The organism is Burkholderia sp. Tr-20355 (assembly GCF_017104685.1).
GTDB classification, from domain to species: Bacteria; Pseudomonadota; Gammaproteobacteria; order Burkholderiales; family Burkholderiaceae; genus Burkholderia; species Burkholderia seminalis.
In genome coordinates, this window is sequence record NZ_JAAGPK010000016.1 from 25,989 (window position 1) to 51,909 (window position 25,921).

Below are 25,921 nucleotides of genomic sequence, written 5' to 3' on the forward strand. Positions count from 1 at the left end.
CCTTCATCGGAAGGACAATCACGAGGTCGAGCGATGCAACTTCAAACCGGTAACCTGTTCAGTGTCGAAGGGCAACGCGGCGGCGACGAGCGGATCGATCTCCTCGTCAGGGCACAGCACCTGAATGTCGAGCGGATCGTGTCGATGGGACACACGAGCCCCGATGGATTCTGGTATGACGACGCGCGTGCCGAATGGGTCGTCTTGCTGTCGGGCGCGGCCGTGCTCGAATTCGAAGAAGGTTCGACGCGGCACGAGATGCATCCGGGCGACTATGTGCTGATCGAACCGCATTGCCGCCATCGTGTTGCGTGGACGCATGAAGAAACGCAAACCGTCTGGCTTGCGATTTATTACGAACGATGAGGAAGGAATTGGCGTGCGGCGGGCCGAATGAGACAAATGGGTATTAACCCGGAGCGGTCTTTGAATCCCGCCGGTATCGATGCCCCACTCGCCGGACAGCGCGCTGAACCGCGCGCCGGTACGCGCCGAAAATCTTATTCCTGGATCAGGAATCGATTGCGGTTCTTCGCATCCTTGATCCATGCCGGCGCGCGACCGCGGCCCGACCAGGTTGCACCGGTCTTCGGGTCGCGATACTTCGCCTGCACGGGCGCCGCTGCCTGCTTGGCCGGCCGACCACGACGCGTGCCGAAAATGTCCTTTTCGGTAATGCCGTATTCCGCGACCTTGGCACGGATGTCGTCGACGATCGCCTGGAATTCGGCGATGCGCGCGGCTTCGGCCTTTTCGGCCAAAGCGTCCATTTGGGCTTTCAGTTCCTTGTAAGTCGCCATATATCGCTCATCAGGTTGTGTGTTCACATGATAGCGGTTTCAACCGGAAATGATGAAAAAAATCTCGCCGACTACGAATTACGGTGTCGATATCGCGCGCGGGACTGCTTCGAACACCTGATAAGTGTGTCAATTGCGTCATTTTCGGCGGATGGGTGCCTTCGGGACAAGATTCGGGGACTCAATTATTCTTTATCTTTTTTATGAAGGATCGGGGAATTCACGGATGAACAGAGACGATAAGCTGAAACAGATCGCGGCCGATTTCGGATTCGATCCGGACGCGGAAATCAGGATCGGCGGAAAGTACACGCCCGTTCTGGTCGATGGAAGGACGGCCTATATCTCAGGCCAGATTCCGCGAATCGGGGAAGTCGTGCATTTCGTCGGTATCGTCGGCGAATCCGTTTCGCTGGACGACGGCCGCCGTGCGGCCGGCATATCGGCGCTGCGTGCGCTGTCGTTGATTCGCAAGCATTGCGGCACGCTCGATGCGATCGCGACGGTGCCGCGCATCACCGTTTATCTGCGCAGTGCACCCGGCTTCACGATGCAAAGCGAAGTGGCCGACGGCGCGTCCGACGTCCTGTACGCCGTGCTCGGCGATGCCGGCGTCCACACGCGTTCGTCGGTCGGCGTGGTGCAGTTGCCCAAAGGCGCGGCGGTGGAAGCCGATTTCATTTTCGGGCTGAACCGCGACGACGCCACACGCTGATCGCCCGCCGGTCCAACGATGGGGCAACCTTGTGCGTCAGCGTGGCATCGTCCGCGAGCGTGCGGCGTCGGGGGTCATGCCGGTCCATTCGTTGAACGCGCGGAAGAACGAGTTCGGATCCTGGTAGCCGAGCAGGAACGCGATCTGGCTGTAGGGGAGTTCCGAGCGATCGAGGTAGTGCCACGCGAGCTTCTCGCGGACATCGGCCAGGATGGTCTTGAAGGTCGCGCCGTCGTCGCCGAGCCGGCGTTGCAGCGTGCGCTTGCTGATCGCAAGCGTCCGTGCGACGTCGTCCGCGGTGGCGAGGCCGCCCGGGATCAATTCGAGCAGTGCCGCGCGCACGCGTTCGACGATACCCGCGCCCGCCGACAGCGCGTCGAGGCGGCGGCGCAGATCGGGTTCGAAGATTGCCCACATCGCATGGTTGGCCGTCACGAACGGACGCCGCGCGTCCTGCAGCGCGAAGCTCACGGCGGGCGCGTCGCCGTATTGCGGTGCCACGCCGAAAAAACGCGCATAGCCGGGATGCGGCGCGAGGCCGCGCGGCAGCGTGACGGCGCGGGCGGGCAATGCGGTGCGGGTTGCCAGCCGCGCCAGCTTCACGAAGAAGCCCAGTTCGGCCGCGAGCAGCATGCCGGGCGGCGGCACCTCGCGTTCGAGGAAGTCGACGGCGAGCACGAGCGCGTCGGCATCGTGCGTGACGTGCACGCGCATCGGGCCGATCAGCGGCTTGAACTGGCCGATGCGCCGGATGGCGACCTCCAGGTCCGGACTGCACAGCGCGGCGAACAACAGCGGGTCGAAGGCCTCGACGGAGAGCAGGTCGAGGAGGCGCAGCGCGACGGCCGGCACGCCGGCCAGCTCCTCCACCGCCTGCCACATGCGGAAGTACTCGCGGGTGGTCAGCCCGTTCCCGGGCCGCGCGAACAGATCGGCGGGCAATTGCGCGCGCCGCAGCAGTTCGTCGGTACGCAGGCCGAGGTCGGCCATCACGATCTGGTAGCCCGGTAAAATCGCGAAGCGGTTCATCGCCGCAATTGCCCGGTTTCGACGAACTGCTGAAAGAAGTCGTTCATCGACTCGGCGAGCGGGCGATAGCGCAGGCCGAGTTCGTTGCGACTGCGGCTGTTGTCGCCGCGCCAGGGAAGCCCGACGTTGCGCGCGATCACGCGGCGCGTCACGCCTTTGTTCGCGAGCGGACCGACCAGCCACACGAGCCATTTGGGCAGGATGCGCCGCGGAATCGGGTAGTCGGCGCCATACCGCTCGAGCAGCGTGGCGGCCATCGCCGGCAGGCTGGTATCGTGACCGGACACGATGTAGCGGCCGTTGGCGCTCGCCAGAAACGCGGCCCGGACGTGCGCATCGGCGACGTCGCGCACGTCGACCGCGCCCAGGCCGAGATTCGGCACGCCCGCTTTCATCGTGCCGTTGCCCATCTGCCGCACGATCTCGAAGCTTTCCGACGTGGCGTACGGATTGATGCCGGGGCCGATCACGAGCGACGGATTGATGGTCACGAGATCCCAGCGGTGCTGCGCGCCGGCGATTTTCCACGCTTCGCGCTCCGCCACGGTCTTCGAATACGAATACGGCTGATGGGCGAGCGACGAGCTGGTGTTCCAGATCGCCTCGGTGAACACGCCGTTCGGCGTCGCGGCGAGATCGGCGTTGTCGCCGTAGATCGCCGCGCAGCTGCTGGTCAGCACGACGCGCCGCACCGACGGTGTGCGGTTGGCCGTTTCGAGCACGTTGCGCGTGCCGAGCAGCGCCGGATCGACGAGTTCCTTCTGCGGGTCGCGAACGGTGACCGTGAACGGCGACGCGGTGTGGAACACGATGCCGCAACCGGCCATCGCAGCCGCGTACGAGCCGGGTTCGAGCAGATCGGCGCGGAAAAAACGGATCGTGCCGGGTGTGCCCGCCGCGATGCGCTGGAGGTGCTTCAGCTTGTCCGGGCTGTCGGGGTCGCGGACGGCCGCGTGGACTGTCAGGCCGGCCTCGAGAAGCCGTTGCACGAGCCGGCCCGCGACGTATCCGGTGGCGCCGGTCACCATCACGGGGAGGTCGGTATCGATATTCATGGGCGTGGGTTCCGTGGCAGAGGCGATGCGTCATGATGCCGCCTTTTACGCGCCAATTCACTTGCAAAGCGCGCCAATCGACATGCAAGGTGCGACAGGCGGCGCGTGCCCGCTGCCCGCGTCGACATGGACAGTGGCGCGCTGGACCGGCTCCATGCGCTGTCTGACGTGCCGCCGGCTCCACGACGGACGGTCGCCGATCGCCGTCGCGGACGGCCCGCGGCAGACCTGGCATCAGGCGTTGCGGACGCAACCGGTGCCCGGAACCTGACATGCCGCGACGGTGCAAGGCAAACGCGTCCGAATTGCGGGCCGCATCGCGCCTGAACCCCGATCCGGTCGAATTCGCACCGCCGTCTTATCGGCGGGAGGTGCCCCGCCTCCGGCATTTCCGTAACCCGTCGCGCAAACGATATCGGCCGGCATCCCCATTTTTGGGGATGCCGGCGCGGGCCGGTGCGCCTACGATTGACGACAGTGCACCGGGGAGCGGATGTAACGAAAACAAACGAGCAGGCCTGCCATTCCGTGTCGATTGCATGCGATCGTCCGCGCGGTTGAACGACACGGCCGTTGCATGCGACGACGCACGGCGTGGGCGGTGCATCGTTGGCATCGCGGCACGATGGCGTTGACGACGGAAGGCCTGATGTCGTATTTCGGGGAATGGCAATCAATATGCTGGCAAGAGACTACGTGGAACGAGAGCTTTCTCACATCCAGAGAATGGTGGCTCTCCTGGACAGCGATGCGATCGCTGACGACGTATCGATGTCGGGCGCGGCGCGCGTCAGGCATCCGAGCTACTGGCGCGGGCGCATCGAGGAACTGCTGTCGGCGCCCGACGTGCCGCGTCACGTCAGGAAGCTCAGCGAAGCCGTGCTCGCGAAGATCGACGAACTGGAATCGCGGCTCGCGACGATGAAGTAAGCACCCCATTGCTTATTCGCGCGCCATCACGTCGAGCAGCGCCGCGCGAAACGCAGCCATCTCCAGAGCGGTGCCGATCGAGACGCGCAGGTACTCGGGCGGCCCGGACTCGCGAATCAGGACACCGTGACGCAGGAGTCCGCTCCAGATCCGGTGGCGATCCGCAAACTTGCCGAACATCACGAAGTTCGCGTCCGAATCGGCGACCGCGAGGCCCCGGCCGCGCAGCCAGCACACGGTCGCGTCGCGTTCGACCTTGATCGCGTCGACCTGCGACAGCATTTCGTCACGCGCGGCGAGCGCCGCGCAGGCCGCCGCCTGCGTCAACGCGGACAGGTGATACGGCAGGCGAACCCGCTTCAGCGCGTCCACGATCGCCGGCGCGCATGCGCAATACCCGATGCGGCCCCCCGCGAACTTGAATGCCTTGCTCAACGTACGCGTCACGATCAGCCGCGGATGGTCGGGCAGCAGCGTCACCGCGCTGCGGACGCCGTGACGACGGAATTCCGCATACGCTTCGTCGACGACGACCACACCCGGCGCGAGGTCGAGAATCGCGCGGATGTCGTCGATCGGCAGCGCGGTTCCCGTCGGGTTGTTCGGTGACGTGAGCAGGATCACGCTCGGCCGGTGTTCGCGGATGCCGTCGAGCGCCCGATCGAGGTCCAGCGAGAAATCCTCGTCGCGCGGCAACGTGTGCAGGCGCGTGAAGGTCGTCCGGCAGTATTCGTCATACATCGGATACGCGGGCGTAAAGGCCAGCACCGAGCGCCCCGGGCCGCCGAATGCCTGCAGGATCTGCTGGATCACCTCGTTCGACCCGTTGGCCGCCCAGACGCGGTTCGCGTCGACCGGCACGCCGGTGTCGTGCGTCAGGTAGGCAGCGAGATGCGATCGCAGTTCGGCGAAGTCGCGATCGGGATAGCGGTTCGCGTCGCGCGCCGCATCGGCCACCGCGGTCGCGATGCGTTCGACGAGCGCCGGCGATGGCGGATACGGATTCTCGTTGACGTTCAGGCGGACCGGCACGTCGAGCTGCGGCGCGCCGTACGCATGCCGCAACGTCAGATCGTCCCGCAGCGGCAAATCCGACAGGGCAATGTCTTTCCACGGTTGTTGCATTGAAAACACTCCGGACGTTATCGATGGGGCGGCGCAGCGGGCTTTTTCGGCGGCAAAAAACAAAAAAGGCGCCGGAGGCGCCTTGGTTGTCGTGTTGACCGGGGAGCTACCCGATCGATGACTGGATGCGAAACGACCCACGGCGCAATGGAGGGCGGCCGTGGTGATGGTGCAGCGAGGACGTGGCGTTTCGGATCGTCATGCGCTGCATCATGGCATACCCTGATCCGGATGAAAAGCCGGCCGCGGCGCGGTTCGTGCCGGCGTCGGCCGCGCTGTCTTGCCAGGATTGCCAATACATCAGACGAGAAACGGTAATAAACGTGGTATTTCAGACCAAACGTACCCGGTTAATTTGAACGATCTCGTTCATTGAGTAAGATGCGCTGAAGACGTTCGACAGAAACGCACGGCGCGGGGTAGCCAGATGCAACTGAACGGATTGATTCAATCGGCGTGGATCGACGACATCTACGCGGCGGCACTGGGCGATCAACGATGGGAAGCGGTGCTGGACGGGCTGCGATCGTCGGTCGGTGTGCGCATGGCCACGCTGCTGTCGTTCGACGACAAGGCGAGGGTGCCGGCGATCGAGCAGGCGGCCGGCGACGACGCGTCGTGGGTCGCCGCGTGCTACCACAGCTACAACACCGAGTTCTACCTGTACGACCCGGTCGTGCCGATCGCCGCGGACTGGCCGACGGGGCGCTGGTTCGAGGACGTCAAGCACCTGTCCGCGCACCAGCGCGCGCACAGCGTGTTCTATCAGGAATTCATGCACCCGTTCGGGCTCGGCAGCATCTCGGGCCTGTACATCCATCGCGGCGAAGGCTCGGGCGCGTTCCTCAGCGTGCAGGGCGGCCCCGAATCGCAGGGGCTGTCCGACGATCAGCGCCGCATGATCGAAATCATGGGCGCGCACATCAGCCGCGCGCTGCGGATTCAGGCGCGCATCGGCGAACTCGAAGCGCGCGTGGCCGCCGCGGAATCGGCGCTCGACGCGATTCCGGTGCCGGTGTTCCTGCTCGGCGCGCGGCGCGAACTGCGCTACACGAACCGTGCGGCCGATCAACTGATCGCCGCCGAACCGGCGCTGCGGGTCGTGAATGGGCGTTTCGCGCCGGAAGGATGCGTCGACGACGCGCAATGGCGGCATGCGTTCGCGCGCGGCGGGCTGCTGCTGCGGCGGACGACGGGCGAGCCGCTGCCGCTGGCGTTGATCCCCGTTCCCGAACAGTCGCACCTCGCGCGCGAACGGCCGGGCGTGACGGCATTGATGACCGCCGCGGACCTGCGCTCGCCGTCGGCGCGCGCGCAGCGATTGCGCGTGTTCTACGGGCTGTCGTCGGCCGAAGCCGACCTCGCGGTGCTGCTGTGCTGCGACGGGCGCTCGCCGCAGGAATGCGCGGCGCTGCGCGGCGTGTCGATCGGTACGGTCCGCGCGCAGATCAAGTCGATCTACACGAAGACGGACGTGGCGCGCGCGGCGCAGCTGACGTCGCTGGTCATGCAGACGTGACGATGCGTGACGGCCGGCCCGACCCTGCGGTGCGCGGCAGGCCGTCGCGTCCGGCCGGATTCACTCGAGCCCGCCTTGGCACAGGTATTTGATCGACAGGTAATCGTCGAGGCCGTAGCGCGAGCCTTCGCGGCCGTAGCCCGATTCCTTCACCCCGCCGAACGGCGCGGCCTCGCTCGCGAGCGCGCCTTCGTTGATGCCGACGATGCCCGTTTCGAGCCGTGCCGACACGCGCGCGATGCGCCGCACGTCCTGCGTGTAGAAATACGCGGCGAGCCCGAACGGCGTATCGTTCGCTGCGCCGACGGCCTCGTCCTCGGTATCGAAGCGGAACAGCGCCGCGATCGGGCCGAACGTTTCCTCGCAGTTCAGTTGCATGTCGGCGGTCGCGTCGGCGAGCACCGTCGGGGCGTAGAAGTTCGGGCCGAGTTCGGCCAGACGCTTGCCGCCGGCGAGCACGCGCGCACCGCGTTCGACAGCGTCGCCGACGTGGCGGGCGATCTTGTCGACCGCGCGCGCGTTGATCATCGGGCCGATCTGCGCGGCCGGGTCGGTTGCCGGCGCGACCTTCAGCGCGGCGACGCGTGCCGCGAGCTTCGCGGCGAACGCGTCGTAGACGCCGCGCTGCACATACACGCGATTCGGCGACACGCAGGTCTGGCCGCCGTTGCGGAACTTGGACGCCATCAGCCCGTCGACCGCGCTATCGAGCTCGGCATCGTCGAACACGATGAACGGCGCATTGCCGCCGAGCTCCAGCGACAGCTTCTTCAGCGTCGCCGCCGATTCGCGTGCGAGCAGCTTGCCGACGGGTGTCGATCCGGTGAACGTGATCTTGCGCACGCGGCCGTCCGCGAGCCAGTCGGCCACGGCAGCGACCCCGCGCTCGCGCGAGGCGGCGATCAGGTTCAGCACGCCGGGCGGCACGCCGGCTTCCTGCGCGAGGAAGGCGAGCGCGAGCGCGGTCAGCGGCGTGTCTTCCGCCGGCTTCGCGACGACCGTGCAGCCGGCCGCGAGGGCGGGCGCGATCTTGCGCGCGATCATCGCGAGCGGGAAATTCCACGGCGTGATCGCGGCGACGATGCCGATCGGTTCCTTGACCGCGCTCAGCCGTTTGCCGCGCTGCTGCTGCGGAATCAGGTCGCCGTACGTGCGCGTCGCTTCCTCGGCAAACCACAGCACGTACGACGCGCCGTAGGCGACTTCGCCGCGCGCTTCGGCGAGCGGCTTGCCCTGTTCGCGCGACATCAGCTTCGCGAGATCGTCGGTGTGCGCGATGATCGCCGCGTGCCACGCGCGCAGGATCGCGGCGCGTTCGCGAGCGGGCGTCGCGCGCCATGCGGGCAGCGCGCGTGCCGCCGCGTCGGTCGCGGCGCGCGCGTCGGCGGCTCCGCTGTCGGGTGCGTGGGCAACGGTCTCGAGCGTCGCCGGATCGGTGACGTCGAAGCGCGCGCCGTCGAGCGCATCGCGCCAGGTACCGTCGATCAGGTTGGCGGTACGCAGCAGTTCGGTTCGGGACAGCGTAAGCGGCATGACAGGTCCTTGGATGAAGCGGTTCGGCGGCGGCGCGGGCGCGCGACTACCCCGCGCGGACAGCACGCTGCCGCGTTCGAGGCAGGCGGGCACCGTGCGTCAGTGCCGGTCGCCGAACAGCGATTCGAGCGGATAGTGCCGTTTGACGAACGGCGACTTGATGATCACGTAACTGAAATACTTTTCGATGCCGATGTTCTGCTCGAGCAGCCCCTCGACGATCGTCTGGTAATGGCTCACGCTGCGCGTGATGAACTTCAGCAGGTAGTCGTAGCCGCCGCTCGCGAGATGGCACTCGACGATCTCGTCGACGTTGCGGATCGCCGCGACGAAGCGGTCGAAGTCCTCGCGCCGGTGGTCGGCCAGCGTGACCTCGGTGAACACGACCTGCACGTCGCCGAGTTTCTCGAGCTGGATGTGCGCGCCGTAGCCGCCGATGTAGCCGGCCTTCTCGAGCCGCTTCACGCGGATCAGGCAAGGACTGGGCGACAGCCCGACCGCATCGGCCAGCTCGACGTTGGTCATGCGGCCGCGCTTCTGCAACTGGGAGAGGATGCGCAGGTCGATGCGATCCAGCTTGCTGTCCGTCATGTTCACGTGAGAGGCGAAAAAATGGAATGTCCGGTTACTTTAGAGTCGAACGAGGGCCGCCACAAGCCCGGCTTTCCCTTGACCGGTCAGGCCGGCTGCGCGTGCGCGGCGTCGAGCGCGCGCTGCACGCCGGCATCGCCCAGCACGTCGTCGAGCGTCTTGCGCACGCGTTCGAACAACAGGTCGAACTCGCCCGCGGTGAAGCTCAGCGCCGGCGCGAAGCCGAGCACGCCGTCGCCGAACGCGCGGAACACCACGCCGTTCGCGTAAGCGGCCGCCGCGATCTTGTCGGGCACGTTCAGCGCCGGGTCGAAGCGCGTCTTGCGGGCCTTGTCGGTCACCAGTTCGAGCGCACCGAGCAGGCCGACGGAACGCGCATCGCCGACGAGCGGATGCGCGCGCAGCGCGTCGAGGCCCGCCGCGAAGCGCGGCGCCAGCGCCTGGCCGTTCGCGAGCAGCCCGCCTTCGTGATAGAGCTTCAGCACCTCGAGGCCGATCGCCGCGCTGACCGGATGCGCGGAATACGTATGGCCGTGGCCGACCACGGCCGATTCGGCGCGGCTGCCCGCGATCCCTTCATAGATTTCATCGGACATCAGCACCGCGCCCATCGGCGCATAACCGGCGGTCAGTCCCTTCGCGACGGTCATCAGGTCCGGATCGACCTGTTCGGTCTCGCACGCGAACAGCGGCCCCGTGCGGCCGAAGCCGGTGATCACCTCGTCGGCGACGAACAGGATGCCGAGGCGACGGCAGGCGTCGCGCATCGCCTTCAGCCAGCCGGCCGGCGGCACGATCACGCCGCCGGAACCCTGCACGGGCTCGCAGAAGAAGGCGGCCACGTTGTCCGCGCCGAGTTCGGCGACCTTCGCTTCGAGCGCGGCGACCGACGCGGCGATCAGCGCCTGCGGATCGTCGCCGAGCGGATGGCGATACGGGTAGGGCGACGGGATGTGATGCTGGTCCGCGCGCGGCAGGTCGAAGTGACGGTGGAACGCCGGCAGCGCGGTGAGGCCGGCGCCGATCGACGACGAGCCGTGATAACCGCGCTCGAGCGCGATCATCTGCTTTTTCGACGGACGGCCGGTCGCGTTGAAATAGTGCGTGATGAAGCGCACTGCGGAGTCGACCGCATCCGAGCCGCCGAGCGTGAAGTACACGTGGTTCAGCGACGGCGGCGCGAGCGCGGCGAGCCGTTCGGCCAGCTCGATCGCCGGCTGCGAGCCGAAATGGAAATAGCCGGTCGCGTAGGGCAGCTTCGCCATCTGGTCGGCGGCCGCTTTCACGATGCTGTCGCGGCCGTAGCCGACGTTCACGCACCACAGGCCCGAGAACGCGTCGAGCAGCGTGTGGCCGTCGGCGTCGCGCAGGAACACGCCGTCCGCGGATTCGAGCACGGTGGCGCCGCGCGCCTCGTGTGCGCGATAGTTGACGACGGGGTGGATCAGATGCTGACGATCGGCTTCGATCAGCGCAGCGTGGTCGGCGTGGTTCATGGCAGGGCAGGACTCTCGTCAGGTGTCAGCGGTGAGTTCATGCTACCGGGCGAACGATCCGCATGCGCTTTCAATTTGCGCCCCGAAACGTATGGGCGCGGCGTTTGCACGGGGCGCTTCGGCATTTTCTGCTGCGCGCCCCGCCGTGCCGGACGCGTGCGTCAGTAGCCGCGTGTGCGGTCGACGATGCCGATCATCGGTTGTCCTGCACGATGGCGCGCGAGATTCGCGAGCACGGCGTCCACGGCGGTGTCGGGCCGCGTGGCGCTCGCGATGTGCGGCGTGATCCGGATGCGCGGATGCGCCCAGAACGGATGACCGGCCGGCAACGGTTCGGGGTCGGTTACATCGAGGATCGCGCTGTCGAGCCGGCCGCTGTCGAGCGCGGCGAGCAGCGCGGCCGCATCGAGCTGCGGCCCGCGCCCGACCTGCACGAGCGACGCGCCGGCCGGCAGCGCATCGAACACGCGTGTGCCGAGCAGCCCGCGCGTGCCGTCGGTCAGCGGCAGCAGGCAGATCAGGATGTCGGTGCGGGCGAGGAACGGTTCGAGCGCGTCGTCGCCGGCGTAGCACGCGATGCCGTCGAGCGTGCGCGGCGTGCGGCTCCAGCCCGCGCACGGGAAGCCGAAGCGCCGGAGCATGTCGAGCACCGCCTGGCCGAGCGTGCCGAGCCCGAGGACGCCGATCCGCGTCGACGCGGCGGCGCGCACCGGTTTCTCGTGCCACACCTGCGCGCGTTGTTGCGCCGCGTAGTCGAACAGGTCGCGGTGAATCGTCAGCACCGCCTGCGTCACGTATTCGACCATGCCCTCGACGATGCCCGGCTCGATCATCCGCACGACGGGGATGTGCGGCGGCACGCGCGACAGGTCGAACTGATCGATGCCGGCCCCGACCGAGAACACGACCTCGAGATTCGGGAGCAGCGCGGCCGGATCGTCCGGCGGCTGCCACGCGGCGAGATAGCGGACCGCCTCCGGGTCGCCGATGTCCGGCCAGATCCGGAACGCGAGATCGGGTGCGCGCTGCGCGAAGCGCTGTGCCCATTGCGCGCCGCGCACCGGGTCGGCCTTGTACAGGAAGCTCATCTTCGTTCCGCTCAGCCGAGTGCCTGGTTCACGATCGCGTACGCGCGCAGCGCCGGATCGCGCTCGGGCGCGGCGCCGCGTGCCATCGCGACGACGGTATCGACGCGCGGCAGCCCGAGCCCCTGCAGCCAGTCGGACAGCCCGCTGTCGCCCGGCACGTCGAGCCGCACGAACATGCCCTCGTGCAGGGCGAGCCAGTGACTGATCAGCGCCTGCGCGCGCTGCGCGTCCGGTGCGACCACCGGGCCGATCGCGTGGCCGCGGCCGAAGCGGCGGAACAGCGCGAAGCCGAGCAGCTCGCCGTCGCGATCGAGCGCGATGCCGTTCGCGACGTCGAGCAGCGCGCCGATCACTTCGTCGCGCTGATAGCCCGCGGCGCGCGACGCGAGCGCGGCAAGGCGCGGGCCGTCGTTCGCGCCGATCGGCCGCAGGCGCTCGCCGGGCGGCAGCGATATCAGCGGCGGCTGGAAGGCGGCGCCCTGGTGTTGATCGATCGTGCCGATCGCTTCGAACCCGAATTTCGCGTACAGCGGCTCGCCGGCCGGCGTCGCGTGCAGGAACACGGTCCGCGGGCCGAAGCTGTCGACCAGGCGGGCGAGCAACTCGCGCCCGATGCCGCGGCCCTGGCGCTCGGGCGACACGATGACCATGCCGAGCGACGCGTGCGATTCGCCGAAGCGCCAGCCGAGCGCGGTGCCGACGACGCCGGTTTCGTCTTCGGCGACGAAGCCGCCGCCGAGCTGGAACACGAAGCGCCAGTCGTCGAGCCGGTGCGGCCACTTGACGGCTTCCGACAGCCGGTGCGCGGCGGGCAGGTCGGTTTCGGCGAACGGGCGATAGGTAAGCGTGCTGGAAGGATTGAGGTCGGACACGCCGGACTCCGGAGGGGTGGGAATGACGCATCACTGTGCCAGCGAGGCCGCGGGGCGGATAGGACGATTCGCCTGTTTTCCGGCGGCGGCGGGCGCGCCCGCGAATTCGATGCAAACCGGCTCGATCGGCGCGAACGAACGCCCGGATCGTGCTGGCGAGACGGGTCAATCCGGCCACGCGTGCTGTGGAATACCACTACGATCAATGGCACGGCGGCACTGCCGCCTGCCGAAGGGCCGCATCGGCAGACGGGCCCGCCGCGGTAGCGCGGCGCCCATCGGCGCCCGCCGCCCGCGCCGCGCCCGATCGTGCCGCAGATCGTGCTGCATGTGGCGGGCAACACGCGGCGATTCTGCGTTTTGAGCGGCGCCGAACGATGCGCGGACGACTTTTTGCCCTGATTCAATTTCGTTAAATCCAGCCCGTCCCCGGCCCTGCCGGGGCTTCACACCGACAGGACGTCACCATGATCCAGTTTGAACCGAAGTACATCACCTTCGACTGCTACGGCACGCTGACCCATTTCCGGATGGCCGAGACGGCGCGCGAAATCTATGCGGACCGGCTGTCGCCGGCCGCGATGGAGGCATTCGTGCGCGCGTTCGCCGCCTATCGGCTCGACGAGGTGCTCGGCGCGTGGAAGCCGTACCGCGACGTCGTCGTCAACGCGGTCCGCCGCACCTGCGCGCGGCTCGGCGTGAAGTTCGACGAGGCCGAGGCCGAGCTTTTCTATCATGCGGTGCCGACGTGGGGCCCGCATCCGGACGTGCCGGCCGGGCTGTCGCGGCTGGCGTCGAAGTACAAGCTGGTGATCCTGTCGAATGCGATGGACGAGCAGATCATGAGCAACGTCGACAAGCTGGGCGCGCCGTTCCACGCCGTGTTCACCGCGCAGCAGGCGCAATCGTACAAGCCGCGGATGCAGGGCTTCGAATACATGTTCGACAAGCTCGGCTGCAAGCCCGAGGACGTGCTGCACGTGTCGTCGAGCCTGCGCTACGACCTCATGACGGCCGAGGATCTCGGCATCAAGCACAAGGCATTCGTGAACCGCGGCCACGAGCCGGGCACGCCGTTCTACAACTATTACGAAGTGTCGGACATCGGTCAGCTCGCGACGCAACTCGGGCTGTAAGCCGGCCGCGCCGGCCGATTCGTCGAGCGCAGGGGCGCGGCCGTGATGCCGTCGCGTCCCGGCGCGTTCGGTCAGCGCACGAAATGAGGGTAATTACCGATATTGAGTCGTTCAAGGCGGGGCCGCCCGGGCCGATATATGTACCGAACGGTTAATATTTCGAGGCCCCCGCATGAAGTTGTCCACCAAACTGCTGATGCTCGTCGCCGCGGCGCTGCTCGGCGTCGTCCTGCTGGCCGCGTTGTCGCTGCACACGCTGCGCGACGCGCTGATCGACAGCCGCCGCGAAGAGGTCGTCATTCTGCTGACCAAGGCCGAGCATCTGGTCGATTCGTATCGCGCGATGCAGACGAGCGGCACGCTCACGCAGGAGCAGGCGCAGCAGCAGGCCAAGGCCGCGCTGGCGGCGCTCAACGCGAATTCGAAGAGCTACTTCTGGGTCACGACGTCCGACGGCGTCAACCTCGTGCACCCGAACGCGAAATTCATCGGCACGCGCGCGAAAGGCAACCGCACGACCAGCGGCATGACCGACAGCGAGGCGTACCGCGCGGGGATGGCGCAGGCGCATTTCGCGCTCGTCGACGTGCTGGTCAAGCGCAGCCCCGACGCGGACCTGGAGCCGAAGCTGCAGGGCGTGGTCGCGATTCCGGACTGGAACTGGTGGATCGGCACGGGATTTTTCTACGACGACATCAACGCGGCGTTTGCCCGGCTCGCGATGGTGCTGGGCGCCGTCGCGCTCGTCATCGCCGCGGCGCTCGCGGCCATCGCATGGGGCGTGCTGCGCAGCGTCAGGCGCACGCTGGGCGGGGAACCCGCGCATGCGACGCAGATCGCCGCCCGCATCGCCGCCGGCGAACTGGACGTGCAGTTCGATACGGCGCACGCCGCGCCCGGCAGCCTGCTCGTCGCGCTGGGCGACATGAAGGCGCGGCTGACCGACACCATCGCCGAGATCCAGACCACGACCCACTCGATCGCCACCGGCACCGGCGAGATCGCGCAAGGCAACCTGGATCTGTCGCAGCGCACGGAGCAGCAGGCCGCGTCGCTGCAGGAAACGGCGGCGAGCATGGAGCAGATCACGTCCACGGTCAAACAGAACGCCGACAACGCGCGCCAGGCGAATGCGCTCGTGGCCCAGGCCAAGGATGCGACCGAGCTTGGCGGCGCCGCCGTGCACGCGGTCGTCGAAACGATGCGGCAGATTTCGGACGGATCGGTGCGGATCGCCGACATTACCGTCGTCATCGAAAGCATCGCATTCCAGACCAACATTCTCGCGCTCAACGCCGCGGTGGAAGCCGCGCGGGCCGGCGAGGAGGGGCGGGGGTTCGCCGTCGTCGCATCGGAAGTCCGCTCGCTCGCGCAGCGCAGCGCGGCGGCCGCGAAGGACATCAAGGGATTGATCGACGCGTCGGTCGAGCGGGCCGGCAGCGGCAGCCGGCTCGTCGAGACGGCCGGCGAGCGTATGACCGAGATCGTCCGGTCGATCGACCGGGTGGCGGACATCATGGGCGAGATTTCCGCGGCATCGGCGGAGCAAAGCACCGGCATCGAACAAATCGGGCTGGCAGTCGCGCAAATGGATGAAGTCACCCAGCAGAACGCCGCGCTCGTCGAGCAGGCAGCGGCCGCCGCCTCGTCGCTGGACGAGCAGGCGGCGCGCTTGCGGGCCGCCGTATCGGTATTCCGGCTCGCTGCGTGACGGCTTCGCGCCGTCCGCTCGCGGGGGCGCATCATCCTGCCGCCTGGGCGCCGTGCCGGCGCCCGCCCGGCGAGCGCGCCGACATGCCCGGTGACGCATGCATCGCCGCTCGCGGCCGCGGCGCCTGACGGCTGCACGGGCCCGGTTTCCGGGCAGTCGCGTCATCTTCCCGTCTTCCCGCCAAGCCGTTCCGATCGAGCGGCATTCTTCCGAACTTTCCTGCGCGACGTCCCGTCGCGATCCCCATCGTCGCCGCTCGTGCGTGCGGCGATCCGCCGCAACGTGCCGCTCGTTTCGACCGTCTTGGGCACGCACACACACATTCGACACAAACGTGCGGTTTGCGTGAGTCAAACGCGCGCCGGATGCCGAACGGGCAATTTTGTCGGCGCAATCTGCGGCGGCTGCGGCCTTACGATTTCCTGTATCGACACGGGTCGGGCAGCCGCCGCGACACGCCGCCGGGCGCACGACGACACATGCGCGCACGCAGCAATTCATGCTGCGCGGGCGGCTCAAAACGGTCGATTCGTATCGTGCGGGCCGCCCGAATCGCGACAAACCGCATTTTGGCGATGCTTAAATGAACTGCATGTGTACAACGTCGCGCCCGCCACCAGCAAGCGGGCGCGGCGGGATTGAACAACCACGCTGGACCCTTGGACCCACTTCCCACAGTCAGGAGCAGTTCGGATGAGCGACGATATCGACAATGACGGCAAGGGCGGCTTCACGCGCCGCGACATGATGCGGGTCATGGCGGCGAGCGGCATGATGGCCGTCGGCGGCGGCGGGCTGCTGATGGATGCGCAGTCGGCATTCGCCGCGCCCGCGCCGAAGCGCGGCGGCAAGATCCGGGTCGCGAACGAAGCCGGCTCGACGGCCGATACGCTCGATCCGGCCAAGGGCTCGACGGGCGCGGACTACACCCGTTTCTTCATGTTCTACAGCGGTCTCACGCAGCTCGATGCGAGCCTCACGCCGCAGATGAACCTCGCCGAGTCGCTGCAGACGACCGATGCGAAGACGTGGATCATCAAGCTGCGCAAGGGCGTCACGTTCCACGACGGCAAGCCCGTCGGCCCGGCCGACGTGGTGTTTTCGCTGATGCGCCACAAGAACCCGGCCACCGCGTCGAAGGTCAAGCCGCTCGCCGAACAGTTCGCGGATGCGAAGGCGACCGGCCCCGACGAAGTCACGCTGACGCTCGTGAGCGCGAACGCCGATCTGCCGGTGATCCTCGCGACGCCGCAGCTCGTGATCGTCAAGGACGGCACGACCGACTTCAGCACCGGTATCGGCTGCGGCCCGTACAAGCTGAAGTCGTTCAAGCCGGGCGTGGCGACCATCGGCGTGCGCAACGACAGCTACTTCAAGCCGGGCAGGCCGTATCTCGACGAGATCGAGCTGATCGGCATCGGCGACAGCGCTGCGCGCCTGAACGCGCTGCTGTCGGGCGACGTGCACCTGATCAACGCGATCGATCCGCGCTCGACGCAGCGGGTCTCGTCGACGCCGGGCTACGCGCTGAAGGAAACCAAGTCGGGCCTCTATACCGACCTGATCATGCGCAGCGACAACCCGATCGTCTCGAATCCCGATTTCGTCGAAGGGATGAAGTACCTGTTCGATCGCGAGCAGATCCGCACGGCGGTGTTCCGCGGCTACTCGGTGATCGGCAACGACCAGCCGATCCCGCCGGGGCATCGCTACTTCAACGCGTCGCTGCCGCAGCGGGCGCACGATCCGGACAAGGCGAAATTCCTGCTCCAGAAGGCGGGCGCGCTCGGCACCACGCTGCCGCCGATCTATGCGACGTCCGACGCGAACGGGTCGATCGAAATGGCCGTGCTGCTGCAGCAGGCCGGCCAGAAGATCGGGCTGAACCTGCAGGTCAACCGCGCGTCGCCCGACGGCTACTGGTCGAACCACTGGATGAAGCACCCGCTCACGTTCGGCAACATCAACCCGCGTTCGAGCGCCGACGTGCTGTTCACGCAGTTCTTCAAGTCGGATGCGCCGTGGAACGAATCGGGCTGGAAGAACGCGAAGTTCGACCAGTTGCTGCTCGCCGCGCGTTCGGAAACCGACGACGCGAAGCGCAAGCAGATGTACGGCGACATGCAGGTGATCGTGGCGCAGCAGGGTCGGGTCGGCATTCCGGCGTTCATCAGCTTCCTCGACGGGTACGACAAGCGGCTCGCGGGCCTCGGTTCGATCCCGACCGGCGGGATGATGGGCTTCATGTTCGCCGAGAACGTGTGGTGGAACGCGTGACGTCGTGGCTGGCCGCCGTCGCGCGGCCGGTGCGGGCCCCCGCGCCGACCACGCACGGTTTTTTCGGGAGTGCTGCTCCATGAACCGAATTCTCATCGGGCTGATCGGCCGGCGCATCGCGGTCACCGCGCTGACGCTGCTGATCGTGTCCGCGATCATCTTCACGATCACGAACCTGCTGCCGGGCGACGCCGCGCAGGCCGCGCTCGGCCAGTCGGCGACGCCGGAGACGGTCGCCGCGCTGCGCCAGCAGTTCGGTCTCGACATGCCGGCGCACGTCCGTTACGTGCACTGGCTCGCCGGGCTGTTGCACGGCGATTTCGGCCGGTCGCTGTCCGGCGACATGCCGGTGTCGGAGCTGATCGGCGGCCGCCTGCCGAAGTCGCTCGCGCTTGCGGCGATCACGACCGCCGTGTCGGTGCCGATCGCGCTGCTGCTCGGCATCCTCGCGGCGGTCAAGCGCGAGACGGTGGTCGACCGCGTGATCAGCCTCGGCACGCTGTCGCTCGTCGCGACGCCGGAATTCCTGATCGCGACGGTCGCCGTGCTCGTGTTCGCGGTGAAGCTGCACTGGCTGTCCGCGCTGTCGTACAGCGGCCCGATCGAGAGCCTGCACGATTTCCTGCGTGCGTATGCGATGCCGGTGTTGACGCTGTGCGCGGTCGTGATCGCGCAGATGGCGCGCATGACGCGCGCCGCGGTGATCGAGCAACTGAGCGCGTCGTACGTCGAGATGGCCACGTTGAAGGGCGCAAGCCCCGCGCGCGTCGTGCTGCGCCATGCGCTGCCGAACGCGATCGGCCCGATCGCCAATGCAATCGCGCTGAGCCTGTCGTATCTGCTCGGCGGCGTGATCGTCGTCGAGACGATCTTCAACTATCCGGGCCTCGCGAGCCTGATGGTCGACGCCGTCAGCAACCGCGATTTCCCGTTGGTCCAGGCGTGCACGCTGATCTTCTGCGTCGCTTACCTGACGCTCGTGCTGTTCGCCGACCTGTGCTCGATCGTGTCGAACCCGCGACTGCGCACCTGAGTGTTTCGTCTTCCTTCCGAGATGCCGCCCATGCAACCGATCGAACCCGTACAACGCAGCAGCCCGCTGCCGCCATCCGACGACCCGCCCCTGGGGCGGGGCAGCATGCCGCCGGCCGCGCCTGCCCCCGACCAGCCGCGCAAGCGCCGCACCGCGCGCATCGCCTTGACGACCGGCGGCCGCGTCGGTCTGGCGATGGTCGGCCTGATGCTGTTCATCGCCGTGTTCGCGCCGCTGCTCGCGCCGCACGACGTCGGCGCGATCGTCACGCCGGACGTGTTCGCGCCGTTCAGCGCGAAGCTGCCGTTCGGCTCCGACTTCCTCGGCCGCGACATGCTGAGCCGGATCCTGTACGGCGCGCGGCTGACCGTGCTGCTCGCGCTGGCCGCGGTGCTGCTCGCCGCCGTGACCGGCACGACGCTCGGGTTGCTCGCGACCGTGTCGGGCCGCGCGGTCGACGAGACGATGAGCCGGCTGCTCGACGCGCTCACGTCGATTCCGTCGAAGATGTTCGCGCTGATGTTCGTCGCCGCGTTCGGCTCGTCGCTGCCGCTGCTGGTCCTTACCGCCGCGGTCAGCTACATGCCCGGCTCGTACCGGATCGCGCGCGCGCTCGCCGTCAACATCAGCACGCTGGAATTCGTGCAGGTCGCGCGCGCACGCGGCGAAAGCGCGCTGTACATCGCGTGCGTCGAGATGCTGCCGAACATGATCCACCCGATGCTGGCGGACACCGGGCTGCGCTTCACGTTCGTCGTGCTGCTGCTGAGCGGCCTGAGCTTTCTCGGGCTCGGCGTGCAACCGCCGTACGCGGACCTCGGCTCGCTCGTGCGCGAGAACATCGCGAGCCTCGGCGACGGCTCGGCCGTCGCGATCGTGCCCGCGGTCGCGATCGCGATCCTGACGGTGGGCGTCAACCTGATGATCGACGGCCTGCCGCATCGCGGCCGCCGCAAGGGCGCGGCCGGCGCCGCCGGAGGACACTGATGCGACACGAATCGAACCCGCTCGTCGAGGTGCGCGGGCTGCGCGTGGTCGGCGGCCGGCCGGGCGGCGAGGAAACGACAATCGTCCACGGTGTCGACTTCGACATCGCGCGCGGCGAGGTGCTCGCGCTGATCGGCGAATCGGGCTCCGGCAAGACGACGATCGCGCTGTCGCTGATGGGCCATGCGCGCGCCGGATGCCGGATCGCCGGCGGCTCGGTGAAGCTCGACGGCACCGACGTGTGCACGCTTTCCGCAGCGGCGCTGACCGCGCTGCGCGGCCGCAAGGTCGCGTATATCGCGCAGAGCGCGGCCGCCGCGTTCAACCCGTCGCGCACGATTCTCGACCAGGTGATCGAGAGCGCGCTGATCCACAAGACGATGACGAAGCACGACGCGCAGGCGAAGGCGATCGAGCTGTTTCGCGCGCTCGCGCTGCCGGAGCCGGAGACGATCGGCAAGCGCTATCCGCACCAGGTATCGGGCGGTCAACTGCAGCGGCTGATGGCCGCGATGGCGCTGATCACGGATCCGGAGCTGGTGATCCTCGACGAGCCGACCACCGCGCTCGACGTGACCACGCAGATCGACGTGCTGCAGGCGTTCAAGAGCGTGATCCGGCGCTACGGGATGAGTGCGGTGTACGTGTCCCACGACCTGGCCGTGGTCGCGCAGATGGCCGACCGGATCGTCGTGCTGAGCGACGGTGTGATCCGCGAGGCGGGCGACACCGAACAGATCCTGCATGCGCCGACGCACCCGTACACGCAGAGCCTGATCGCGGCGGTCACGCCGAACGATGCCGAACGCGACGCGCAGGGGCAAGCACCGGAGCCGGCCGCGCCGACGCCGCTGCTCGACGTGCGCGGCGCGATCGCCGGCTACGGCGGCCGTACCGCCAAAGGCTGGCCCGCGAAGGTGATCCTGCACGAAGTCGACCTGCGCATCGGGCGCGGCCAGACGGTCGGCGTGATCGGCGAATCGGGCTCCGGCAAGACCACGCTCGCGAAGGTGATCGCGGGCCTCGTGCCGGCGACGGGCGGCAAGATCCTGCTCGACGGCGAGCCGCTCGCGCTCGATATCGTCAAGCGCACCAAGGAGCAGCACCGCCGCGTGCAGATCGTGTTCCAGAACGCCGATACCGCGCTCAACCCGGTGCATACCGTCGAGCGCACGCTCGCACGGCCGCTCGCGTTCTATCACGGCATCAAGGGCGCGCGTGCGCGGCAGCGCGTCGCGGAGCTGCTCGAACTCGTGCGGCTACCGCCGGCGGTGGCCTCGCGGCGTACCGGCGAGCTGTCGGGCGGCCAGAAGCAGCGCGTGAACCTCGCGCGCGCGCTCGCGGCCGAGCCCGACCTGATCCTGTGCGACGAGGTCACGTCGGCGCTCGACACCGTGGTCGGCGCCGCGATCATCGAGCTGCTGCGCGACCTGCAGGCGAAGCTCGGCGTGTCGTACGTGTTCATCACGCACGACATCGCGAAGGTGCGCGCGATCAGCGACGACATCGTCGTGCTGTATGCGGGCCGCCGCGTGGAGACGGGCAGCCGCGACGCGCTGTGCGCGCCGCCTTATCACCCGTATTCGCACTTGCTGGTGTCGTCCGCGCCGGAGTTGCGCGCGGGCTGGCTCGACGATGCGGCCGAGCGTTGCCACCGGCCGCTGGTGCCGATCGGCGAGCGCGAGAACGAGGCCGAGCTGTGTCCGTTCCTGTCGCGCTGCGCGATGCGTGTGGACGGCGTGTGCAACCGCACGGCCCCGTCGCTGCGCACGCTCGGGAACGGCGCGCAGGTGCTGTGCCATCGCAGCGAGGAAGATCTCGCGCGCTTCCAGGCGGAGCCGATTTCCGCTGGCGTCGCGCCGGTACAGCTGTAGTGCGAGGCGCGCGAACCGTTCATCGCGCGGTGCGGTGGACGGCCCGCCGCATAGTCTGCTGCGGCGGTCGCGCAAAACGGCAATTTGCACGCGTGCCGCGCGCGAATACGCGGCAACTGCGGTTTTTGACGGTGATTAAATGATTCTCATTGAACGTTCGCCGATCGACATTGCCGGCATGCACAAGAAGGATCCAATGAAACTGGAATCGTACTGGCTGGATACCCGCCCCGCGTTTCGCGCCGGAAGCGTTGGTCCCGTCGAAGGGCGGGCCGACGTCGTCGTGATCGGCGGCGGTTTCACCGGCTTGTCGGCGGCGCTCGCGCTCGCGCAGCGCGGCGTGTCGGTGGTCGTGCTCGAAGCCGCGCAGGTGGCCGGCGAGGCGTCCGGCCGCAACGGCGGCCAGTGCAATACGGGCGTCGCGCAGGACTACGCGTCGCTGGCCGCGCGCATTGGCGCCACGCAGGCGAAGCAGTTTTATCTCGCGTACGAAAGCGCGGTGAAGAGCGTCGAGACGATCGTGACCGAACAGGCGATCGATTGCGATTTCCGGCGCGCCGGCAAGCTGAAGCTCGCCGCGAAGCCGCAGCACTTCGCCGGGCTCGAAAAGACCTTCGATGCGTTGCGCCGCGACGTCGATCCCGACATCGAGCTGATCGAGCCGTCGCGGATCCGCGATGAAATCGCATCCGACGGTTTCTACGGCGGGCTCCTGCAGCGCAACGGCGCGCAGATGCACATGGGCAAGTTCGGCGTCGGCCTCGCGCAAGCGGCCGTGCGTGCCGGCGCACGCGTGTACGAGCAGGCAGCCGTCACGCAGCTCGACCGGCTCGACGGCGAGCGTCACTCGATCACCAGCACCCGCGGCACGATCGTCGCCGATCGCGTGCTGGTCGCGACCGGCGCATCGCAGCACGGCCCGTTCGCGTGGTTCCGGCGGCGCATCGCGCCGGTCGGCAGCTTCATCGTCGTCACCGAGCCGCTGGCCGACGCGCAACTGAACCGGCTGTTCCCGCATCGCCGCGCGTACGTGACGTCGCGCCAGATCGGCAACTACTTCCGCGTGACGCCCGACAACCGGCTGCTGTTCGGCGGCCGCGCGCGTTTCGCGATGTCGAGCCCGCGCTCGGATACGAAAAGCGGCGACGTCCTGCGCGCCGGCATGGCCGGCTACTTTCCGGAACTGGCCGACGTGCGGCTCGACTACTGCTGGGGCGGCCTCGTCGACATCACCGCCGACCGGCTGCCGCGCGCGGGCCAGCACGACGGGCTCTATTACTCGATGGGCTACAGCGGCCACGGCGTGCAGATGTCGGTGCACATGGGCCGCGTGATGGCCGACGTGCTGTATGGCGCAGCCGCGTCGAACCCGTGGCGCGAGCTCGAATGGCCGGCGATACCGGGCCATTTCGGGCACGCGTGGTTCCTGCCGCTCGTCGGCGCGTATTACCGGATGCAGGATTTCCTGCACTGAAGCGAGCGCCCGGGAGGATACGACATGACAGTGCAACTCGTTGGCTCGTCTCGTGTCGCGCGGCCCGTCTCGCCGGCGATCGGCGACGTGCTGCGCGCGATCGATGCATCGTTCGCGCAGCCGCTGAACCTCGACACGCTCGCGGCGGTGGCCGGATTGAGCGTGTCGCGTTTCACCGCGCGCTTTCGCAGCGAAACCGGCTTGTCGCCGCACCGGTATCTGTGCCTGGTGCGGGTACGCCGTGCGCAGGACCTGTTGCGCGCCGGTCTCGCGCCGTCGGTCGTCGCGACCGACGTCGGTTTCTTCGATCAGAGCCATCTGTGCCGGCATTTCCGGCGGGTGCTCGGGATCACGCCGCGCGATTACGTGGTCGCGCGGGCAGGCGGTGCGACGGCGCGCACGTCTTCGACGCGCAGGCATGCCGAGCGCCGCGAAGCGTCATGTCACGCGGCGTAGGCGCACACACGCACGGTTCGCATGCCGGGGAGGTCCGGCTGCAGAGCCGGCGAACGACGATTTCCGATATCGCGCGGCGGCGTTCAACCGCACCGCCGCGCGCCGCACAGGAGCAGATATGACCGCAGTTTTCGTGTTGCACCGCGCCGATGGCGCGCCTTCGTCAACCGTATTTCGCCAGCAGGCGTTCGGCGCGAACGATCCTTTCGCGCAAGCCCGGGAGATCGCGTGGGAAGGTCCCGACGCGATGGCCGCCGGACGTGTCGCGTTCGCCGGCGAACTCGACGTGGCGAGCTTTCCGCACATCGAAACCATCGCGATCATCGAGGGCGAGCTGACGCTCGAAGCGGCCGGCGCCGCGCCGCTGGTGCTGGGCCCGGGAGACGGGGCCGTGATCGGCGGCGGCACGGCGCTGCGCGTGACCGCGGCATCGCGCGTGCTGTTCACGTTCTGCGCCGCCGCGTGCGCGGCACCGACCCGGCGCGGCGTGTTCGCGCTGCGAGCCGATGCCGATTTCAAGCCGTCGGCCACGCTGCCGGCGGAGGTGCTGCTCGGCCCGGCGCCGCAGTGCCGCAGCGACAACGTGTTCGTCGACGACGGCGCCGCGTTCTGCGCGGGCACGTGGGATTCGACGCCCTATCACCGGATCGTCCGGCCGCATCGCGTGAACGAATTCATGTTCCTGCTGGACGGCGACGTACGGTTCGCCGCGCCGGACGGCAGCGTGCTGTCGCTCGGCGCCGGCGATGCGCTGTTCGTGCCGCAGGGCACGCCGATCGGGTGGGAAAGCAGCGAACGCGTGGCGAAGTTCTACGTCGTGCAGACCGTCAACGCATCCACCGAGCGAGCCTGAGCATGACTCCTCCGCTACGCCATATCGAAACCCCGGCCACGCTGCCGGCTTCGGCCGATGTCGTCGTGATCGGCGGCGGCATCATCGGCGTCTTCACCGCCTACTATCTGGCCCGGCGCGGCGTATCGGTCGCGCTCGTCGAGAAGGGGCGCATCGGCGCCGAGCAGTCGAGCCGCAACTGGGGCTGGTGCCGGCAGCAGAACCGCGATGCGCGCGAGTTGCCGATGGCAAGCAAGAGCATCGACCTGTGGGAACGATTCGCGATCGAATCGGGCGAGGACACGGGTTTTCATCGCTGCGGCCTGTTGTACCTGAGCAATGACGAGGCCGAGCTGGCCCGTTGGGCCAGCTGGGGCGAGTTCGCGAAGACGGCGGGCGTGGCGACGTACATGCTCGACGGCAAGCAGGCCACCGAGCGCGGGCACGCGACCGGGCGGCCGTGGAAAGGCGGCGTGTTTTCGCCGACCGACGGCACGGCCGACCCGGAAAAGGCCGCGCCGGCCGTCGCCGCCGCGCTGATGAAGCTCGGCGGCAGTGTCCACCAGTACTGCGCGGCGCGCGGCATCGAACGCGAGGGCGGACGCGTGAGCGCCGTCGTCACGGAGTCCGGCGTGATCAAGACCAAGACCGTCGTGCTCGCGGGCGGCGCCTGGGCGTCGTCGTTCTGCCGCCAGCTCGGCATCCGTTTTCCGCAGGCGTCGATCCGTCAGTCGATCCTGAGCGTGTCGCCGGTCGAGCATCCGCTGCCGGATGCGATGTACACGTCCGGCGTGTCCGTGACGCGCCGCAGCGACGGCCGTTACGCGCTGGCGATCAGCGGCCGCGCTCGGGTGGACCTGACGCCGCAGTTCCTGCGATTCGCGCCGCAATTCGTGCCGATGTTCGCGAAGCGCTGGCGCAATCTGCTGCCGGGCGGGCTCGAAGGGCTGCGCGGCGGCCATGAAACGCTGAAGCGCTGGCGCCTCGATGCGCCGACGCCGATGGAGGCGGTCCGCATCCTGGATCCGAAGCCGGACATGTCGACGGTCCACGAAACCTACCGCCGCGCCGTCGAACTGATGCCCGAACTTCGCGACGCGAAGATCACGCACGCGTGGGCCGGGTTCGTCGACAGCACGCCGGACGGCGTGCCGGGCATCGGCGAAGTGCCGGGCGTGCCGGGGCTGATCCTCGCGGCGGGCTTTTCCGGCCACGGCTTCGGGATCGGGCCGGGCGCCGGGCACCTGATCGCGGATCTTGCGACGGGCGCGCCGCCGCTGGTCGATCCGGTGCCGTACCAGCCGGCCCGGTTCAGCGATTCCGCATGGGGCAAGGTCGCCGATTTCTGATGCAAGGCCGCGACGCTCGCACGCGAGCGGCCGGACCGG

The 25,921-nt window shown here is 68.1% G+C and carries 23 protein-coding genes; 14 read left to right on the forward strand and 9 right to left on the reverse strand.

Annotation, left to right across the window (positions count from 1 at the left end; genetic code table 11):
• Positions 1–33: 33 nt before the first annotated feature.
• Complete coding sequence (locus G3N62_RS06580; RefSeq protein ID WP_049036215.1) at positions 34–366, forward strand: cupin domain-containing protein; 333 nt, start codon at positions 34–36, stop codon at positions 364–366.
• Between the two features lie 134 nt (positions 367–500).
• Here the strand turns inward: G3N62_RS06580 and G3N62_RS06585 are convergent, their stop codons facing one another.
• Positions 501–800, reverse strand: coding sequence for an H-NS histone family protein (locus G3N62_RS06585; RefSeq protein WP_034191881.1), 300 nt, complete (start codon positions 798–800; stop codon positions 501–503).
• Between the two features lie 226 nt (positions 801–1,026).
• On the opposite strand from G3N62_RS06585, the gene G3N62_RS06590 reads away from it, so the two are divergent.
• Positions 1,027–1,515: a RidA family protein gene (locus tag G3N62_RS06590; protein ID WP_124670081.1), complete on the forward strand. Its 489-nt coding sequence runs from the start codon at positions 1,027–1,029 to the stop codon at positions 1,513–1,515.
• Positions 1,516–1,551: 36 nt separating this feature from the next.
• Here the strand turns inward: G3N62_RS06590 and G3N62_RS06595 are convergent, their stop codons facing one another.
• Positions 1,552–2,544, reverse strand: coding sequence for an AraC family transcriptional regulator (locus tag G3N62_RS06595; protein WP_059562473.1), 993 nt, complete (start codon positions 2,542–2,544; stop codon positions 1,552–1,554).
• Positions 2,541–3,599, reverse strand: coding sequence for an NAD-dependent epimerase/dehydratase family protein (locus tag G3N62_RS06600; RefSeq protein WP_034191878.1), 1,059 nt, complete (start codon positions 3,597–3,599; stop codon positions 2,541–2,543). The genes G3N62_RS06595 and G3N62_RS06600 overlap by 4 nt, the downstream gene beginning before the upstream one ends.
• A gap of 678 nt (positions 3,600–4,277) precedes the next feature.
• On the opposite strand from G3N62_RS06600, the gene G3N62_RS06605 reads away from it, so the two are divergent.
• Positions 4,278–4,529, forward strand: a complete 252-nt coding sequence (locus G3N62_RS06605; protein WP_034191877.1) for a hypothetical protein — start codon at positions 4,278–4,280, stop codon at positions 4,527–4,529.
• A 12-nt stretch (positions 4,530–4,541) separates the two neighbouring features.
• On the opposite strand, the gene G3N62_RS06610 is transcribed toward G3N62_RS06605, so the two are convergent.
• Positions 4,542–5,654 (reverse strand): histidinol-phosphate transaminase, encoded by a 1,113-nt coding sequence (locus G3N62_RS06610; RefSeq protein ID WP_206141214.1) that lies wholly within the window; start codon positions 5,652–5,654, stop codon positions 4,542–4,544.
• Between the two features lie 427 nt (positions 5,655–6,081).
• On the opposite strand from G3N62_RS06610, the gene G3N62_RS06615 reads away from it, so the two are divergent.
• A complete protein-coding gene (locus tag G3N62_RS06615; protein ID WP_034191875.1) occupies positions 6,082–7,173 on the forward strand; it encodes a helix-turn-helix transcriptional regulator in 1,092 nt (363 codons plus the stop codon).
• Positions 7,174–7,233: 60 nt separating this feature from the next.
• Here G3N62_RS06615 and G3N62_RS06620 read toward each other — a convergent pair whose 3' ends face one another.
• From G3N62_RS06620 to G3N62_RS06640, 5 genes are all read right to left on the reverse strand, one after another.
• Positions 7,234–8,706, reverse strand: a complete 1,473-nt coding sequence (locus G3N62_RS06620; RefSeq protein WP_034191874.1) for an NAD-dependent succinate-semialdehyde dehydrogenase — start codon at positions 8,704–8,706, stop codon at positions 7,234–7,236.
• 99 nt (positions 8,707–8,805) lie between these two features.
• Positions 8,806–9,297, reverse strand: coding sequence for a winged helix-turn-helix transcriptional regulator (locus tag G3N62_RS06625; protein WP_034191873.1), 492 nt, complete (start codon positions 9,295–9,297; stop codon positions 8,806–8,808).
• A gap of 86 nt (positions 9,298–9,383) precedes the next feature.
• Entirely contained in the window at positions 9,384–10,793 is a 1,410-nt protein-coding gene (locus G3N62_RS06630) for an aspartate aminotransferase family protein (RefSeq protein WP_069704873.1), read from the reverse strand.
• A gap of 161 nt (positions 10,794–10,954) precedes the next feature.
• Entirely contained in the window at positions 10,955–11,881 is a 927-nt protein-coding gene (locus G3N62_RS06635; protein WP_069704872.1) for a glyoxylate/hydroxypyruvate reductase A, read from the reverse strand.
• Between the two features lie 11 nt (positions 11,882–11,892).
• Positions 11,893–12,753, reverse strand: coding sequence for a GNAT family N-acetyltransferase (locus tag G3N62_RS06640; RefSeq protein ID WP_049031037.1), 861 nt, complete (start codon positions 12,751–12,753; stop codon positions 11,893–11,895).
• 467 nt (positions 12,754–13,220) lie between these two features.
• Between G3N62_RS06640 and G3N62_RS06645 the strand changes: the two genes are divergently transcribed.
• From G3N62_RS06645 to G3N62_RS06690, 10 genes are all read left to right on the forward strand, one after another.
• Positions 13,221–13,889 (forward strand): haloacid dehalogenase type II, encoded by a 669-nt coding sequence (locus G3N62_RS06645; protein WP_034191869.1) that lies wholly within the window; start codon positions 13,221–13,223, stop codon positions 13,887–13,889.
• Positions 13,890–14,061: 172 nt separating this feature from the next.
• Positions 14,062–15,600: a methyl-accepting chemotaxis protein gene (locus G3N62_RS06650; RefSeq protein WP_059562491.1), complete on the forward strand. Its 1,539-nt coding sequence runs from the start codon at positions 14,062–14,064 to the stop codon at positions 15,598–15,600.
• A gap of 693 nt (positions 15,601–16,293) precedes the next feature.
• On the forward strand, positions 16,294–17,877 hold the full coding sequence (locus G3N62_RS06655) for an ABC transporter substrate-binding protein (RefSeq protein WP_034191867.1): 1,584 nt from the start codon (positions 16,294–16,296) through the stop codon (positions 17,875–17,877).
• 79 nt (positions 17,878–17,956) lie between these two features.
• Positions 17,957–18,910: an ABC transporter permease gene (locus G3N62_RS06660; protein WP_034191866.1), complete on the forward strand. Its 954-nt coding sequence runs from the start codon at positions 17,957–17,959 to the stop codon at positions 18,908–18,910.
• A 30-nt stretch (positions 18,911–18,940) separates the two neighbouring features.
• Positions 18,941–19,897 carry an ABC transporter permease gene (locus tag G3N62_RS06665; RefSeq protein WP_034191865.1) on the forward strand — a complete coding sequence of 319 codons (957 nt, stop codon included), beginning with the start codon at positions 18,941–18,943 and terminating at the stop codon, positions 19,895–19,897.
• Positions 19,897–21,771, forward strand: coding sequence for an ABC transporter ATP-binding protein (locus G3N62_RS06670; RefSeq protein WP_124670030.1), 1,875 nt, complete (start codon positions 19,897–19,899; stop codon positions 21,769–21,771). The genes G3N62_RS06665 and G3N62_RS06670 overlap by 1 nt, the downstream gene beginning before the upstream one ends.
• A gap of 139 nt (positions 21,772–21,910) precedes the next feature.
• Entirely contained in the window at positions 21,911–23,245 is a 1,335-nt protein-coding gene (locus G3N62_RS06675; RefSeq protein WP_080288025.1) for an FAD-binding oxidoreductase, read from the forward strand.
• A gap of 24 nt (positions 23,246–23,269) precedes the next feature.
• Positions 23,270–23,701: an AraC family transcriptional regulator gene (locus G3N62_RS06680; protein ID WP_027791940.1), complete on the forward strand. Its 432-nt coding sequence runs from the start codon at positions 23,270–23,272 to the stop codon at positions 23,699–23,701.
• Between the two features lie 118 nt (positions 23,702–23,819).
• Positions 23,820–24,554, forward strand: coding sequence for a cupin domain-containing protein (locus G3N62_RS06685; protein WP_124670029.1), 735 nt, complete (start codon positions 23,820–23,822; stop codon positions 24,552–24,554).
• 2 nt (positions 24,555–24,556) lie between these two features.
• On the forward strand, positions 24,557–25,882 hold the full coding sequence (locus tag G3N62_RS06690; RefSeq protein WP_027791938.1) for an FAD-binding oxidoreductase: 1,326 nt from the start codon (positions 24,557–24,559) through the stop codon (positions 25,880–25,882).
• The last annotated feature ends 39 nt before the right edge of the window (positions 25,883–25,921 follow it).